13 protein-coding genes are annotated in these 15,822 nt (G+C 69.5%); 7 read left to right on the forward strand and 6 right to left on the reverse strand.

All coding sequences use genetic code 11. The features are described 5' to 3' along the window. Window positions 1–34: 34 nt before the first annotated feature. On the reverse strand, window positions 35–2,173 hold the full coding sequence (ligA, locus tag F4553_RS08725) for an NAD-dependent DNA ligase LigA (protein WP_184834308.1): 2,139 nt from the start codon (window positions 2,171–2,173) through the stop codon (window positions 35–37). 236 nt (window positions 2,174–2,409) lie between these two features. On the opposite strand from ligA, the gene F4553_RS08730 reads away from it, so the two are divergent. The 3 genes from F4553_RS08730 to F4553_RS08740 all read left to right on the forward strand — a co-directional run bounded on the left by F4553_RS08730 (window position 2,410) and on the right by F4553_RS08740 (window position 6,924). Beyond that, the gene (locus F4553_RS08730; RefSeq protein WP_184834310.1) at window positions 2,410–3,600 is read left to right on the forward strand and encodes an acyl-CoA dehydrogenase family protein; all 1,191 of its coding nucleotides are present in this window, start codon (window positions 2,410–2,412) and stop codon (window positions 3,598–3,600) included. A 23-nt stretch (window positions 3,601–3,623) separates the two neighbouring features. Beyond that, entirely contained in the window at window positions 3,624–5,207 is a 1,584-nt protein-coding gene (locus tag F4553_RS08735; RefSeq protein ID WP_184834312.1) for a GMC family oxidoreductase, read from the forward strand. Between the two features lie 193 nt (window positions 5,208–5,400). Continuing rightward, window positions 5,401–6,924, forward strand: coding sequence for a cellulose binding domain-containing protein (locus F4553_RS08740; protein WP_184834314.1), 1,524 nt, complete (start codon window positions 5,401–5,403; stop codon window positions 6,922–6,924). 261 nt (window positions 6,925–7,185) lie between these two features. On the opposite strand, the gene F4553_RS08745 is transcribed toward F4553_RS08740, so the two are convergent. After that, window positions 7,186–7,629 (reverse strand): lamin tail domain-containing protein, encoded by a 444-nt coding sequence (locus F4553_RS08745; protein WP_184834316.1) that lies wholly within the window; start codon window positions 7,627–7,629, stop codon window positions 7,186–7,188. A gap of 137 nt (window positions 7,630–7,766) precedes the next feature. Further along, window positions 7,767–8,552 carry a GNAT family N-acetyltransferase gene (locus tag F4553_RS08750; protein WP_184834318.1) on the reverse strand — a complete coding sequence of 262 codons (786 nt, stop codon included), beginning with the start codon at window positions 8,550–8,552 and terminating at the stop codon, window positions 7,767–7,769. A gap of 94 nt (window positions 8,553–8,646) precedes the next feature. Between F4553_RS08750 and F4553_RS08755 the strand changes: the two genes are divergently transcribed. Beyond that, a complete protein-coding gene (locus tag F4553_RS08755) occupies window positions 8,647–9,681 on the forward strand; it encodes an ABC transporter permease (RefSeq protein WP_184834320.1) in 1,035 nt (344 codons plus the stop codon). 42 nt (window positions 9,682–9,723) lie between these two features. Continuing rightward, window positions 9,724–10,440 (forward strand): hypothetical protein, encoded by a 717-nt coding sequence (locus tag F4553_RS08760; protein ID WP_184834322.1) that lies wholly within the window; start codon window positions 9,724–9,726, stop codon window positions 10,438–10,440. Window positions 10,441–10,452: 12 nt separating this feature from the next. Here F4553_RS08760 and F4553_RS08765 read toward each other — a convergent pair whose 3' ends face one another. Continuing rightward, window positions 10,453–10,749, reverse strand: coding sequence for a hypothetical protein (locus F4553_RS08765; protein ID WP_184834324.1), 297 nt, complete (start codon window positions 10,747–10,749; stop codon window positions 10,453–10,455). Window positions 10,750–10,914: 165 nt separating this feature from the next. Here F4553_RS08765 and F4553_RS08770 point away from each other — a divergent pair, with 165 nt between their 5' ends. Next, window positions 10,915–11,769 (forward strand): helix-turn-helix domain-containing protein, encoded by an 855-nt coding sequence (locus tag F4553_RS08770; RefSeq protein WP_184834326.1) that lies wholly within the window; start codon window positions 10,915–10,917, stop codon window positions 11,767–11,769. Window positions 11,770–11,791: 22 nt separating this feature from the next. Then, window positions 11,792–11,998, forward strand: coding sequence for a DUF397 domain-containing protein (locus F4553_RS08775; protein WP_184834328.1), 207 nt, complete (start codon window positions 11,792–11,794; stop codon window positions 11,996–11,998). A 358-nt stretch (window positions 11,999–12,356) separates the two neighbouring features. Here the strand turns inward: F4553_RS08775 and F4553_RS08780 are convergent, their stop codons facing one another. Both F4553_RS08780 and F4553_RS08785 read right to left on the reverse strand, forming a co-directional pair. Further along, a complete protein-coding gene (locus tag F4553_RS08780; RefSeq protein ID WP_184834330.1) occupies window positions 12,357–14,534 on the reverse strand; it encodes a discoidin domain-containing protein in 2,178 nt (725 codons plus the stop codon). Between the two features lie 185 nt (window positions 14,535–14,719). Continuing rightward, on the reverse strand, window positions 14,720–15,541 hold the full coding sequence (locus tag F4553_RS08785) for a DUF1996 domain-containing protein (protein WP_184834332.1): 822 nt from the start codon (window positions 15,539–15,541) through the stop codon (window positions 14,720–14,722). Between the last annotated feature and the right edge of the window lie 281 nt (window positions 15,542–15,822).

Here is a 15,822-nt window from a genome sequence, read left to right on the forward strand (position 1 = left end):
ACCCGCCGTGCTCGGCGGGAGCTGCCCCCGACCCCTACTTCGCGGGCAGCGCCGCGGCGAGCAGATCCGCGGCCGCCTGGCTGTCGCCGGCGTTGTGAGCGGCGAGCAGTGCCGCGAACGTCTCGGCCGGCATGACCGGCACGCCGAGTTCTGCGGCCTTGTCAGCCTTCGAGCCCGCGCCTTCGCCGACCACGACCAGGTCGGTCTTCTTCGACACCGACCCCGACGACTTCCCGCCGAGTCGCTCGACGGCCTCGTTGCCCTCGTTGCGGCTCAGGCCGGGCACCGAGCCGGTGACCACGACGGTCATCGCGGTGCCGTCGGCACGCCGAAGGGGCAGCCCGGTGTGGTCGTCAGCGGCGTCGGCCGAGGTACCGGCAGGGGCGGCGGCGCGGACGCCGGGTTCGGTCATCGTGACCCCGTGCGCGACCAGTTTCGCGATGGTCGGGGCGGCCTCCAGCACCTCGGCGACGACGACGGCAGCCCGGCCCGGCCCGATGCCCTCGACCTGCTCCCAGTCCTGAACACCGGCGGCCTGGACCGCCTCCATGGTGTGGAAGTGCCGGGCGATCCGCCTCGACAGGGAACGGCCGGTCATGCGCAGACCGAGCCCGATCAGGACCCGCGACAGCGGCTGGGCCTTGGATGCTTCGATGTTGGAGACGAGCTTGGCCGCCGAGATCTGGCCCATCCGGTCCAGGCCCAGGAGCTGCTCCACGGTGAGGTCGTAGAGGTCGGCGGGGTCGGTGACGAGCCCAGCTGCGATCAACGCGACGATGATCTTGTCACCGAGGCCCTCGATGTCCATCGCGTCCCGGCTGGCGTAGTAGCTCAGTGCCTCCTTCGCCCCGCACGCACGGCCTCGGACGCACCGCCACCGCTTCTGTGACGTGTCGATCTCGCCCTCGCAGCGGGGGCACACGGTCGGCGGCTCGAACGCGACGGCGTCGGCGGGGCGCTGGTCGAGCTTGGCACCGGTGATCTCGGGGATGACCTCGCCAGCCCGGCGGACGAAGACGACGTCGCCGACCCGGACATCCCTGAGCACGAGGTCGGCGAAGTTGTGCAGCGTCGCCGACGTGACCACGACACCGCCGACCTGGACGGGTTCGAGGCGTGCGACGGGTGTGATGACGCCGGTCCGGCCGACCTGCACGTCGATGCCGAGCAGCGTCGTAGTGCGGGTGTCGGCGGGGAACTTGTAGGCGATGCCCCAGCGCGGCGCCCGGCTGGAGAACCCGGCGGCGTCGCGGTCGGCGGCGGCGTTCGCCTTGATCACGACGCCGTCGACGCCGAACCCGAGGTCGCCGCGGCCGGCACCGAGCGCGGTGACGGCGTCGTAGACCTCGTCGATGCCGGTGCAGATCGTCAGTCCCGCCGGCGACTGGGCGGTGGTGGCGACACCGAGGCCGGCCACGTACTCCATCGTCGCGGAATGGGTGTCTGCGTGGTCGTCGGGCACGCCGTGGGCGGCGTAGCTGTAGAACGACAGCGGGACATCGTAGACGCGCTGCGCGCGCAGGGATCCGGCGGCGGCCGACCGCGGGTTGGCGAAGGCCTGCTCGCCGTGCGAGGTCCGCATCTCGTTGGCCCGGGCGTAGTCGTCGTCGGTCATGAACACCTCGCCGCGGACCTCGACGGTGACCGGCGCGGCGAGCTGCGGCGGCAGGCCCGCGACCAGGCGCGCCTGGGAGGTGACGTCCTCACCGGCGCGGCCGTCGCCGCGGGTGGCGACCATCGTCAGGCGGCCGTCGACGTAGGTGGCGGCGATGGCGAGGCCGTCGATCTTCGGTTCCACGGTGTACTGGGCCGGCTCGTGCCCGATCTGCTTGACCAGGCGGGCCGCCCACGTCCGCAGGGTCTCCTCGTCGAAGACGTTGTCCAGGCTCAGCATCGGCTGGCTGTGCACGACGTCGCCGACGACGGCCATCCCGGCCGCGACGGTGCTGGTGGGCGAGTCGTCCGACTGCCATTCCGGCCGGTGGGCCTCGGTGGCGGCGATCCGGGCGATCAACGAGTCGTAGTCGGCGTCGTCGAGGACGAGGTCGGTGCCCTCGAAGTAGGCGGCGGCAGCAGCCCGGACCTGCGCGATGGCGTCGAGGTACTCGCCCTCGGTGCGGAACTGCTCAGCCTGCGCGGGGTCGACGACGGGAGCGGCGGGGGTGGCGTGCATCGGTTCTCCTTCGTGCCCGGCCCCTGGCAAGCCGGTACCCGCACCATAGCCGCCGCCTATGACAAAAAGCCCGATGACCTGCCATGTGTCGCGCAGCCGCGAGGCGGGGGCCCTCACATTCACGTTCCACATTGCGCCGCGCAGCGCACCCGGGGAGATGCGATAGATCTTGCTCGATGGCATGGTCACTGAGGCAGGTTTTGACGTTCCCACCACGCCACATCATTGGAGGAACAATGACCAGCAGTATTTCCACGGGACCGACCCGTGAGGAGCTCGTACGGCGGGCGGCGAACCTGGTCCCGCTCTTGCGCAAGCACGCCGGCTGGGCGGAGCAGAACCGGCGCCTTCACGACGAGGTCATCGAAGGGATCGCCGACGCCGGCATCCTGCGGATGCGCACTCCCATCCGGTACGGCGGCTACGAGTCCGACATGCAGACGCAGAAGGACGTCATGGCCGAACTGGGCCGGGGCGACGGGTCGGCGGGATGGGTCGCCACGGTATGGACCATCCCCGGCTGGATGGTCGGCATGTTCCCGGACGGGGTCCAGGACGAGATCTACGCGACTCCCGACGTGCGGGTGTGCGGCACCCTCTCTCCCAGCGCGGTCGGCACGCCGGCGCCCGGAGGCATGGTGCTCAACGGCGCGTGGTCCTTCGTCACCGGTGCGCTGCACAGCCACTGGCAGGAGGTCCTCGCCATGGCGCCGTCGCCGGACGGTGCCACCGCCTGGCCGGTGATGGCGATGGTCCCGATGAGCGATCTGCAGATCATCGACGACTGGCACACCTCGGGCATGGAGGGATCGGGCAGCGTCACCACCGTCGCCAAGGATCTGTTCGTGCCGCAGGAGCGCATCGTGCCGCTGGCGGATGTGCTCGCCGCGCAGCCCGCCTCGCCGCGCAACGCCGAACTGCCGATGTACCGCACGCCCCTGGTCGCCGTCGGCAACGCCTCGGGCGTCGGAGTGGTCGTCGGCATGGCGAGAGCCGCGTGGGAGACCTTCTTCGAGCGGCTCGGCGACCGCAAGATCACCTACACGTCGTACGAACGCCAGGCGGACGCCCCCGTCACCCACATCAAGGTGGCCCAGGTGGCGCAGAAGATCGACCAGGCGGAATTCCACGCCGACCGGCTCACCAGACTCGTCGACGCCAAGGCCGCCAGCGGCGAGCCGTGGACCCAGCTGGAGCGCACCCGCAGCCGGGCCGACGTCGGCTCCGTCTGCGAGCTCACCCAGTCCGCGGTGGATCTGCTGAGCATGGCCAGCGGCGGCTCGTCGATCTACCGCTCCCACCCGATCCAGCGGATAGCCCGTGACGTCCGCGCGGTCAACCTGCACGCCCTCAACGCACCGGAGACGAATTTCGAACTCTACGGACGGATCCTCTGCGGTCTGGAGCCCAATTCCCTCTACGTCTGAAGCCATTCTTGAAGGAGAAGCGAATGTACGACTATGTGATCGTCGGCGCTGGTTCCGCCGGTTCCGTACTGGCCGCACGGCTGAGCGAAGACCCCCGCATCACGGTGTGCGTGGTGGAGGCGGGCCCGGCCGACGACGCCGAGAACATCCGGATCCCGGCCGCGTTCGGCACCCTGTTCCGCTCGCGGATCGACTGGGACTACGACTCCCACGAGGAGCCGATGCTGCATCGGCGCCGCATCTACCTGCCGCGGGGGAAGACGCTGGGCGGCAGCAGCTCCATCAACGCGGGACTGTACCTGCGTGGCAACCCCTCCGATTTCGACAGTTGGGGCCAGCCCGGGTGGACCTTCGCCGACCTCCTGCCGTATTTCAAGCGCTCCGAGGACAACGAGCGCGGCGAATCGGCCTTCCACGGCGCCGGCGGCCCGATGTCGGTGTCGGAGGGCCGGTCGAACAATGTCATGGCCAAGGCCTTCGTCGACGCCGCGCTCGAGGCCGGGCATCCCTACAACACCGACTTCAACGACGGTGACCGCCAGGACGGCTTCGGCTATTTCCAGATGATGCAACGCGACGGCCGGCGGTGGAGCTCCGCCGACGCGTACCTGCGCCCCGCGTTGGGCAGGCCGAACCTCACGCTCGAGACCAACCTGCAGATCCACCGGATCCTCATCGAGAACGGCCGGGCGGTCGGTGTCACCGGGTACCGGCTCGACGAGCAGATCACCCTGCGGGCAAGCCGCGAGGTCATCCTGTGCAGCGGCTCGTACAACACGCCGTTCCTGTTGATGCACTCCGGTGTCGGCCCGGCGAAGGTGCTCTCGGCCGTCGACATCCCGGTGCTCCTGGACCACCCGGATGTCGGGCAGAACCTGCACGACCAGCCGATCGTGCCCATGGTGTTCCCGCACGACCACCCCGTGAGCACCCTCATCGCCCACCAGCCGGAGTACGTCAGGGAGTTCCAGGAGCACGGCACCGGCCCGCTGACATCCAACGGACCGGAGTCGGGCGGCTACATCCGCACACGCGCCGGGCTCGCCGCACCCGATGTGCTGTTCTACTCCGGTCCGCTGATGTTCGCCGACAGCGGCCTGGGACTGCCCTCCGGACACGGCATCACCTTCGGCCCGGTGGTGCTGAACCCGCAGAGCACCGGCGACGTGTCGCTGGACTCCGATGACCCGACCACCAAACCGAAGATCGTGCACAACTACTTCACCGCACCGGACGACCTGCTCTCGGCGGTCGGAGGGGTGCGCGCCGGTCTGGAGATCGCCCGGCAGAAGTCCTTGCAGCCCTACACCGGCACGATGCTCCGGGCGCCCGCGTCGGGCTCCGAGAAGGACCTGGTCGAGTACATCCGGCTGCACGCGCACTCCATCTTCCACGCGACGTCCACGTGCATGATCGGCAAGGTCGTCGATGCCGAGCTGCGCGTCAAGGGGATCGAGGGGCTGCGCGTCGCCGACGCTTCGATCATGCCCCGCCCCGGTCGCGGCGCCCCGAACTCCACCGTGATCGCGATCGGCGAGAAGGCGGCCGACCTGATCCTGGGCAGGCCGGCACCCCGTCCACTGATCGCCACCGCGACGAAGGAATAGCGCCGCACCGGCTCTCATCCGCGGGAAGGGCTGCACGGGATTGGACGCGCGGGGCGATCAGCCGATCGATGCGGCGGGCGGTGGCGACCGGCTGTCACCGCCCGCTCATAGGAGCGTGCCACCACCTCAGAACAGTCATTGCGCAGTGCCGATGGGTCGATCAGACTGTTAACTTTCCTAAAGGAGACAGTTGATGCGTACACATCGGATCGTCATCGCGGCGACTGCCGCAGGCCTGGTCGCGGCCGCGCTTCCCGCCCTGCTCGCCTCCCCCGCGCAGGCCGCGGCGCCCCAGCTCACCGCGACCGTCGTGCAGGTCAGCGCGTGGGGAACCGGCTATGAGGCGCGGGCCACCGTGACCAACAGCGGCGACGCGGCAGCCACCGGCTGGACCGTCGAGTTCGACCTGCCGACCGGCACCACCGTCGCCTCATCGTGGGACGCGACGCGCACCCAGACCGGCCAGCACTACCGTTTCACCAACCTGAGCTGGAACGGCACCGTCAACCCCGGCGCGGCACAGTCCTTCGGCTTCAACGCCGCCGGCACCGGCCTCCCCCTCAACTGCACCCTCAACGGCGCGCCCTGCGCGGGCGGCCCGGCCTCACCCTCCCCCAGCGTCTCCCCAACGCGCTCGGTGTCGGCGTCACCCTCGCCGTCGCGCTCCGCATCGCCCTCCCCGTCACCCTCGCGCTCGGCGACCCCGTCGCCCTCGCCCTCCGCGTCGAGCTCGCCGCCGACCGGCCCCGTCGTCGACGTCGCCACCGCGGCTCAGCTCGTGAGCGCGCTCAACGCGGCCACCGCCGGGCAGACGATCCGGCTCGCGCCGGGCACCTACCGGGGCGCGTTCTCGACAACCCGGGTGGGTACGCCGTCCGCGCCCATCACCCTCACCGGCCCCCGCACGGCGGTCCTCGTCAACGACGGCCCCAGCGGCACCGCGCCCTCGTGCCCCGCACCCACGGCCGGCTGGGACTCGGGCTACGGCCTGTGGCTCGCCAGCGCCCCCTACTGGAACCTCACCGGCTTCACGGTCGCGGAGTCGAAGAAGGGGATCGTGCTGGACGACTCGCCGCACGTCACGATCGACGGCGTCTGGGTCCACCACATCGAGGAGGAGGGCGTGCACTTCCGGCGCAGCTCCGCCGACGGCGTCATCCGCAACTCCATCGTGGAGTACACGGGCCTGGTGCAGCCGATGTACGGCGAGGGCGTCTACCTCGGCTCAGCCGGCTCCAACTGGGCCTGCCACGGCAACAGCGGCGGTGTCGACCGCTCCGACCGGGTGCAGGTGCTCAACAACCGCATCGGCCCCTATGTCGCCGGTGAGTCCATCGACATCAAGGAGGGCACCTTCAACGGCGTGATCAGGGGAAACACCTTCGACGGGCGCGGCATATCCGGTCAGAACTCCGCCGACTCGTGGATCGACGCCAAGGGCATCGGCTACCTGATCGAGAACAACACGGGAACGTTCGCCCTGCCGGGGACCTTCGCCAACGGCTACGAGACCCACAACCCGGTCACGACGCCGTCGTTCCTCAACGGCTGCGGCAACGTCTGGCGCGGCAACACCTCCGACCTGGGCGGGGTCGGCGCCTACGCCATAAAGATCATCTCAACGTCGAAGTGCCTGGGCAACCTCAACGTCGTCCACGCCTCCAACACGGTCACGAACGCCGTCACGGGCCTGACCAACATCGCGCTCACGCCCTGAGCACCTGACGGCCGTCACGCACCGTGATGGCCCGGTCGGAGGAGTCCGGGAGTGCGCGTGCGACGCTTTGCTCTGCTTACACCCACACATCACCGGGAATGTCCGGACCTAGTGGCCGATGCGTCGGTGTAAGCAGAGCAAAGCACCCAGCCGTTCCCGGGTACCCCACCGGGTAGGGCATGACCGTGCGTGACCGCAGTTCCGCAGCGACACGGCGGGCCCGGCACCCCCTCGGTGACCGGGCCCGCCGCGTACCCGGATTCAGCAAAGCTTGTAGCTCGCCACCGCGCCCCAGGTGCAGGTGTCGAAGTTCGCGCCGGACGGGGTCCGCAGGTAGGCGGTGTCACCGGCGTTGTTCCACACATAGCCGCCGAGTCCCCAGAAGCGGTTGCCGCCGGTGTTCGTCCCCGACCCGGTGTGGACGCTGATGAACCTCCCGGGCAGCAGGTTGAAGTTGCCGGTGAAGGTGTAGACGTGGTTCGCCTTGTCGCGGATCGTCCATCGGTAGAGGTTGATCGTCGCCGCAGTCGTGTTCTTCAGGGTGATGTACTCCCCGTTGAGACTGGCGTTGCTGCCGGTGTCGGCACCCGGCGAGTTGGCGTAGACCTTCACGATCATGACCGCGGGGTTGGCCGCGTGGGCCGCGGTGGCGGGAAGCAGTGCCGCGCAGAACGCGAGCGCGGCGACGGTGGCGATCCGGCGCATGGCGATGCCTTTCAGGGTGGGGGTTCGCAGCCATTCGAAGTCGAACGGTCACGCTGCGTTCAACCTAGCGAGCGCGCGAGCCGCCCGGCAATGGACCATCACCCGTCTGAGCAGGGGCTTCACCCGACCGGGCTGCGCTAGGGCGACCGGGTGAACGAGTGCTGGCGCAGGGCCTCGGTGAAGCCGAGCCTGGCGTACCAGCCGTGTGGCCAGTCGTCGACGTCGGCCACGATGAAGACGAGTTCGGCTCCCGCCGCCCCGGCCCGCCGCAGCGCCTCGGCGATCAGGGCGCCGGCGTAGCCGCGGCGGCCGAAGCCGGGCTCGGTGAGCAGGTCCTCGATCTGCGCGACCCACCCGGTCCGGTAGAGGTCGACATAGGCGCGCACCCCGCCCTCGGCCCGCACCACCAGGAAGGCCACCTCGTCCGCTCCGCGCAGGCGGGCCGACCGCCGATGGGCGAGCTGCCACACGACGTCGTCGGGGACCTCCGGCGGTAGGGTCGCGCGCCAGTCCCGGAACACCAGCAGGTCCAGGTCGCGCCGGTCCAGCGCTTCTTCGACGGGTACGCCGACCGCCGCTTCCCCGCCGCCGGGCGCGCGCCGCAGGACGACCTCTCGACCGTGCTCATAGCCCGCGGCGACGAACGCGGGCGCCAGGTGCTCGCCGAGCGCGTCGTCCTCGACCAGCACCTGCCGGTGCCGGTGGCCGGCCTCGGTGAAGACCTCCTCGACGATCCCGAGCAGTGCCTGCGGGTCTTCGAGCTCGCGCCCGGTCCCGGTCACGACGGCACGGTTGTGCTCGTAGGAGTCCGGGTAGTCGTCGTTGTGCACGGCGAAGCCGCCCGGGAACTCGACGACCCGCGTCGCCTGCCGCCGCGCGAAGTCGTGCTGGAATCCTCGAATTCTGATCGTGTCCGTCGTCACGCCGCTCATCGTAGGAGCAGGTCAACGCCGCAGCTCGGTAATTTCCGCTTCCTCGCGGATGCGCCGGATGATCCGGGGCGCCACTATGGTCGGCATGACTAACCCCGCACCGGATGCATACGCCGATCCCTTCGCCACGCCAACGGCGCCGCCGCCCCCGGTCGTGCCCGCCACACCACCGCCGCGCCAGGGTATTGCGGGCCGCGAGCTGATCGTCCACATCGGATGGGAGGCGCTGCTCGCCATCGCCACGCTCGGCGCCATCGTGCTGCTGCTCAACACCTCGTCGCGGGCCGGGCTCGACACGCTGCTGTCGCAGGTCGCGCCGCTGGGCCTGATCGGCGCCGCGATGGCGCTGTCGCTGCGTACGGGCACCCCGAACCTCGCCGTCGGCGCGCTCGCCGTCGGCGCGGGCACGATCGGCGCGGAGCTCACCACCGAGCAGATGCCGCTCGTCGGTGCGATGGCGATCGGTGTCGCCTCAGCCGTCATCGCCGCCCTCTTCATCGGCCTGATCACCGCGGTCCTGTCCGTGCCGACCTGGGCCGTCACCCTGGGAGCCGCCGCGCTCATCGAGGCGGGGCTGCTCGCCGCATTCCACTCGAAGACGATCGTGATCCTCACCGAGGCCGGCGGCAAGCAGCCCCTCTGGTTCGTCGCCTTCGCCGTGCTCACCCTCGCCGGCGGCGCGATCTGGCTCATCCCGGGCCTGCGCCGCACGCTGAGCCACAGCCGGGGCGCCGTCGCCGCCGGACCGTGGGCGGGCTTCCGCCCCGGCATCGGGGCGATCGTCGGGCTCACCGGCTCGGCGTTCCTCGCCGGGCTCGGCGGCGTCGCGTTCACGCTGCGCCTGCACGCCAGCCCGCCGCCCGGGATCAGCGGCACGCTGACCCTGACCGCGCTCGCGATCGCGCTGCTCGGCGGGGTGAGCGTCTTCGGCCGCCGGGCCGGGGTGACCGGCACCCTGTTCGCCGCGGTGCTCATCGGCACGATCACCCAGCTCCTGGCGCTGGAGGGTTTCGCCTCCTGGTCCAACTTCCTGGTCGCGGGCGGCGCCATCCTCATCGGCCTCGTCGTCAGCCGCATCATCGAGAGCGCCTCCGGGCCGACGGTGCCCGCGCAGGTCTAATCCCCTCGACCCTGCGCCGACCCCGCATGGCAGGCTTCGGGGATGTTCCACAACGCGCATCGACTGCTGCTCGCCGCGCTCTCGGCCTGGTTGCTCGGGAGTGCGGCGAGCACCGTGCTCGTCCCCTACCACGTCTACATCTGGCTCTTCGCCGCCGTGATCATCATTCCCGGCGTGGTGGTGACCTGGCGCGAGCGCGGCCCGGTGGACCGGGCGGTCCCGCCGATCCTGGCGCTGACCGGGCTGGTCCCGGTGCTGCGCTGGTGGTCCGTGCCGTTGCTGGCGGTGGTCGGCGCCCTGTACACCTACCCCTGGCAGCCCTTCTCCCCCCGGCCGCTGACCTACCGCAAGGGGTGGATGGTCGCCGCGCTGCTCGCCGCGATCGTCTCCGGGATCATGACGATGTTCAACGGCGGCCTCGGCACGATGGTGCTGGCTCTCCAGGGCGACCGCGTGCACGGCCTGCTCAGCGGCACGACGGAGAACGGGGAGCTGCGCCGCAAGGGTGCGGACGTGGAGTGCCACTACGCCCGCGCCGACGGTACGGTGATCCCGGGCAGCGTGCCGCTCATCGTCGGGGCGGAGTGCGCGGCGGAGGTGGACCTGATCGCCGATCCGCGCGGGGTGTTCGACCCGGTGCCGGTCGCGGGCGTCGACGACTCGATCTCCGAGCAGGGAGTGCTCTTCGGCGGCACGGTGGTGCTGTGTCTGATAGCGGCTGTCCCCCGCCGCCGGGAGCTCACTCCGACCGGCGCGTGACGGCCTCGCCCGTCAGATTCCCTCGCCCCACGACAGCGAGCCCAGGCCCGGGCCGCTGTGGAAGCCGGGGTGCCGGTGGACGTCGGTGCAGAGCTCGCCCTCCGGCCCCTCCTGTCCGCAGAAGGTCGGCTCGGTCCGGTGCCAGACCTCCGCCGGGGACAGTCGGGTGTCCAGCAGCGAGACCTCCGGCCGGAGCAGGCAGAGCGCTTCGGCGTACATCACTGCGCGATCGCGGGCCTCGGTCACGTCCCGGGCTTCGAAGGTGATGTGGACGGTGTATCCGCGGCAGAGGTCATCGTCGCTCGGCACTTCCGCTCCCCGGGTATGGCTGAGTCTTCCCAGCGTGAGGCCCCATGTCCCCGTTCCGGCGATAGACACACGGACATGTACTCATCCTGATTGGTCGGGTACCATTTGGCAATATTCCATTCAGCAATTGACGCTTAGGTGCATGACCGATCTGGAGGCGGGCACGTGGCGAGCGCCAACAGTCCCACGGTTCGCAAGCGCCGCCTGTGCAGCGAGCTCCGCCGACTCCGTGAGGCGGCGCGGCTCACCTGTGACGAGGTGGGCCAGCAGATCGGGTGCACGGGTTCGCGGATCAGCCGCATCGAGAGCGGGCGGCTGGGCATTCGGCCGGGCGACGTCCGGGAGCTGCTGGATGTCTACGGGGTGACCGGAGCGGAGGCGGACGCCCTGGTCCTGCTGGCTCGCGAGGCGAGGCAGCGCGGCTGGTGGCAGGCGTACAACGATGTGATGAGCCACGCCTTCAAGACGTTCGTCGGATTGGAGACCGAAGCCTCGGCCATCCTCAGCTACGAGAGCCACTACGTTCCCGGCCTGCTGCAGACGCCGGACTACGCACGCGAGCTCTTCCTCGCCGTGCGCCCCAGTTATGAGGCGGGGAAGGTGGAGCGCCATACGGCGCTGCGGATGGCCCGCCAGAGCGTGCTCACCAGTGACAGCCCGCCGGACTTCTGGGTCGTCATGGACGAGGCGGTGCTGCGCCGCACGGTCGGTGGACCGGACATCATGAGGGCTCAACTCGAACGGCTGACAGCCGCCGGCGAGATGCCCAACGTGACACTCCAGGTCATGCCGTTCACCTCCGGTGCCCACGGCGGAATGGGCAGTGGTTTCATGGTCTTCGAGTTCCCGGACGAGATCGATTCACGTGTTGTCTACGCCGAAAACATCGCCGGTGCCACGTTCCTTGAAGAGCCTTCGGAGATCACACGGTGTACTGTGGCGTTCAATCACCTACGCAGTGCCGCCCTGCCGGACGTGCAGTCCCTGGCGCTGATCTCGCAGGTGGCGAAGAGTCTGTAGGCCCAGGTCAGGAAGGCCCGCCGTGCGTGAACTCCCCAATGTGGAATGGCGCAAGAGCACCCGCAGCGACGGCCAGAACGCGTGCGTTGAAGTCGCCCTGGCGGGTGACACCGTCGGCGTACGAGACTCCAAGCAACCGGACGGCGCTGCGCTGGCATTCACGGCGGCGGCCTGGTCGGACTTCGTCGCCGGAGTGAAGGGCGACGAGTTCCGCCGACCACGCGTTTAGCGGTCGCCGGCCTGGTCTCAGCAATCCCCCGTCGCCGCGAGGCCGGCCTGAACAACGGGGCTTCGAGGGCATCGGCGCGAGCCCGCTGGCGGCTCCGTGCGGCCGAGAGGTCAGCTTCTCCGTGTGGGCCAGCTGGCAGCACTGGCGGCCGACAGGGCAGCAACGTCAATGCCGAGGTGGCTTCGGCGGCGCACGCGGTGCAGACCGCTCTGATGTGGTTCGACCTGTCGACCCGGCGCCGACGTGAGCCGGGGGTGCGTCGGCAACACGACCGAGTGGCGTGTTGCCGACGCACCGGACCATGCGGAGTCGACGAGCCCTCACCTGGCCGTTCAGCCGGCGAGGGCCGCCCCGGCTGCTAAGGGAAGCTGACGATGTTGACCGGCTTGACGGTGGTCCCGGTGGACGCACCGGTGTTGTTGATGACGTGCTCGATCGATCCCTTGCCGAACGAGATCGTCAGGATGCTGTGGAACTTGACGTTCGGGTTGACCGGCGCTTCGAAGCCTCGTTCGGCCACGATGCTCGGGTCCGCGGTGAACACGCAGTAGCTGCCCAGGCCCCATGCCTCATGCGAGGTGACCGAATCCGCCACCTTGTACGCGGCGTACCCGCGGGCGTCGCTGCGCCAGGCGGACTGGCTCGGCGGGTCGTAGGGCATCTCGTTCTGGAAGAAGATCGTGCGGCCGCCCTGCCCGTTCCAGATGACCTGGTACTTGTTGAAGTGCTCCACGAACAGGCCGTAGGCGGAGACGTTGGCGCCGTTGACGATCAGACCGGTGTCGGACGGGTTGACGGTCCACCCGACGCCGGTGCCGTGGTCCGCGCGCCATGCCCAGATGTGATCGATGATGGTGTTGGCGCTGTTGACGATCATCGCCGTGGTGGCCTTGCCCGGTCCGGCTCCGCCGATGCGCAGGAACACGTCCTGCACGGTGGTCGGGTTGGCGGCGTGGCTCGCGGCCGCGCCGGTCGGCCCGACCTGCAGCAGGTACGGCGAGTTGACCGGGCCCGCGTCGAGCAGCATCCCGGCGAGCTTGACCCCGTCGACGTCGGCCACCGTGATCGCGGCGTTGCCGTTGTCCGGGATGAGGGTCGGGTAGCCGATGCCCAGCACCACGGTGTTGGGCCGAGTCACGTTCAGCGCCTGGCTCAGGTGGTAGATGCCCGGGGTGAACAGCAGGTCCAACCCGCAGGCCAGGGCGTTGTTGAGGGTGGCGGCCGAATCCGACGGCCGGGCGACGTAGAACTGGGTCAGCGGCAGCGACGTGCCCGGGGTGGACCCGCCGGACCAGGTGGTGCCGGCGGCGTTGGTGCGCAGATTGGGCACGAACACGTTGTAGTTGGCACCGTTGAGGTAGAGGTAGGGCTTCTCCCGGATGACCGGGGTGGTCGGCAGGGTGGTGTAGGTCGGCGACGGGAAGCTGTTGGCCGGGGCGCCGGTGACGCCGGAGAAGACCATGTTCCACACGGCGTTGCCCCAGCTGCCGATCTGGCTGTCGCGGGTGTACCACTGCTGCTGCGAGTACGGCCCGACCTTGCCGTCGATCTTGCTGTCGGCGATGTAGCCGCCGCTGGCCCAGCCGTAGCCGTTGGGGGCGAGGTTGAGACCGCCGCGGATGTGCACCCGGCGCATCGGCGCCGCCTGCGACACCGCCCACCGGTTGTCGGTGTGGCTCGGCACGATCGACAGGTTCTCGATCGACCGCCAGAAGTTCTGCGTGGCGTTGCCGCCGAACCAGCCGGCGTCGACGGTCACGTCGCCGTTGATGGTGACGTCGTCGGGATTGCGGCCCAGCCCCATCACGGAGGTGTAGAAGCCGGTGTTGGCGTTGATGCCGCTGTAGGTGCCCGGCTTGAAGGCCACCGCGTACCGGTAGGTGCCGAACTGGGCGCTCTCGGTCTCGGCGAAGATCGCGTCGAGCCGGCTCTGGATCGACGAGCTGGACATCGACGGGTCGAACACGACCACGTTGGGTCCGAGGTCCTGCGCCGCCGGCGGGGGCGTCTGGCAACCGCCGCCGCCTCCGTCGCCGCGGTAGACGCTCAGCTCCTTGATCGAGTACCCGTAGCCGTTGGCCCGCTGCGTGCCGTAGACGCGCAGGTAGCGGCCGGTGCCGGTGGCGTTGATCGTCTGCACGCCGCCCGTGCTGGTGGTGGTGGAGTAGATCGAGGTCCAGGTCGCGCCGTCGTCGGACAGCTCGAGCCGGAACGCCTTGGCGTACGACGTCTGCCAGTTGATGACCACCTGGCAGACCGGGGTGCCGGCGCCGAGGTCGATCTGGATCCACTGCGGATCGCTGAACTGGCTCGACCACCGGGTGCCGGCGTCGCCGTCGACGGCCTTGCCCGGCAGGTAGCTGTTGCCCTGGACCGAGGAGGCCGTCGCGGGCTTGTTCAGGGCGATGTTGGCCGCGGTGTCGCAGCCGGCGGCGAGGGCGGCGGGGGCATTGGCGGTGACCACCACGGCGGTGGCGGCCAGCGCCAGGGCGGAGAGGGCGACCGTGAGCCGCCGACTTCTGAGCAGGACACGCATTAGGTTCTCCCGATGCAGGGACGGACATCACCGAGGGCGACGGCGATGCGGGGAACGGAGGCGGCGCCCGGGCCCAGGCGCCGCCACTAAGGCCGCATGCGGTGTGTCGGGAAATCTAGGACCGGCATCGATGCATGGCAATCGTTTGCCAAAATTTGCCAGTCAGTTGGCAAATTTGCCAGCTACTACGGCTTGTGGGGATCGATGCCGTAGCCGTTGCACTGGCGCCCGCCGTTGATGCAGTGGCCCACCAGGTAGACCTGGCGTGCGTTGTTCCACCCGTTCATGAAGTCGTAGTGGAACGAGTAGCTGGCGCCCGAGGAGTAGGACAGCCCGCCGGTGACTCCGCCGGGCAGCGGGTACGGGATCTTCACCTGCAGCTGGGGCAGCGGGACCGGGTGCGATGCCGGGCACACGCCGTTGACCGGCCAGGTCATGTGGGACTTGTGGTCGGCGGGGTCCAGGTCGACGCCGTTCCAGCAGCTCGGCGCCTTCATGCGGATGACCAGCGAGGAACCGCTCGGGCACGACGCGGGGATCTCCTTGCCCTTGTAGCCGGGGCACTGCCAGTCACCGGTGAAGTGCGCCGCGTCCGGCGTACGCACATCCCCGACGACGAGCCGGAAGCCCGGCGGGAAGGGCCGCACCGTGCGGTAGTCCTTCACGTCGGACTTGTAGTAGACCGTCGGCTTGTCCGGCAGCCGCACCACGCCGTTCTGCAGCAGCGTCGGGAACCAGTAGCCCGACGCGTCGAGGGTGTCCTCGCAGGACGTCGCCCCGCCGACCAGCGACTGCGGCGTGGAGTTCGCGTTCGTCGCCGGGTTGCCGACGAACGTGTGGTTGTGCGAGGCGCCGACCAGGCCCGGGAAGACGATCGGGTCGTCGTTGAGCCGATGGGTGACGGTGCAGTTCGCGTGCATTTCCTGGTAGGGTGCGAACGGCGGATCGTCGGCGGCGCCGGCTGGCTGCTGACCGGTCAGGGTCAGCACGAGGGTTGCCACAGCCATCGCTGCAGCATAGGAACGGAATCTGGGCAGGGTGGATCGAATGCTCATGACGCCTCCTTGGCGAATGATTGAGCACCGACAATGTGTGAAATCGGACTGTAGCAACGCAGACATGTGCTGTTAACCGATTGCCAAAAATTGCCGCGCGTGGATCTTTTCGATCAAGAGTGTGCCGGCCAGCCCCAGGTGATCAAGGTCGCGGACCTCATCGTCCGTCGGCCAGGCCTCAGGACACAGCGGAGCGACGGCTGCGGCGATGGAATTCGAACGCCTGTCTTCCG

The sequence above is a fragment of the Allocatelliglobosispora scoriae genome, assembly GCF_014204945.1.
Classification (GTDB): Bacteria; Actinomycetota; Actinomycetes; order Mycobacteriales; family Micromonosporaceae; genus Allocatelliglobosispora; species Allocatelliglobosispora scoriae.

What these genes read in the sequence shown, in the direction of transcription:
- ligA (WP_184834308.1), bottom strand. Translation starts at nt 2,173, where the DNA reads ATGCACGCCACCCCCGCCGCTCCCGTCGTCGACCCCGCGCAGGCTGAG.
- F4553_RS08730 (WP_184834310.1), top strand. Translation starts at nt 2,410, where the DNA reads ATGACCAGCAGTATTTCCACGGGACCGACCCGTGAGGAGCTCGTACGG.
- F4553_RS08735 (WP_184834312.1), top strand. Translation starts at nt 3,624, where the DNA reads ATGTACGACTATGTGATCGTCGGCGCTGGTTCCGCCGGTTCCGTACTG.
- F4553_RS08740 (WP_184834314.1), top strand. Translation starts at nt 5,401, where the DNA reads ATGCGTACACATCGGATCGTCATCGCGGCGACTGCCGCAGGCCTGGTC.
- F4553_RS08745 (WP_184834316.1), bottom strand. Translation starts at nt 7,629, where the DNA reads ATGCGCCGGATCGCCACCGTCGCCGCGCTCGCGTTCTGCGCGGCACTG.
- F4553_RS08755 (WP_184834320.1), top strand. Translation starts at nt 8,647, where the DNA reads ATGACTAACCCCGCACCGGATGCATACGCCGATCCCTTCGCCACGCCA.
- F4553_RS08760 (WP_184834322.1), top strand. Translation starts at nt 9,724, where the DNA reads ATGTTCCACAACGCGCATCGACTGCTGCTCGCCGCGCTCTCGGCCTGG.
- F4553_RS08780 (WP_184834330.1), bottom strand. Translation starts at nt 14,534, where the DNA reads ATGCGTGTCCTGCTCAGAAGTCGGCGGCTCACGGTCGCCCTCTCCGCC.
- F4553_RS08785 (WP_184834332.1), bottom strand. Translation starts at nt 15,541, where the DNA reads ATGGCTGTGGCAACCCTCGTGCTGACCCTGACCGGTCAGCAGCCAGCC.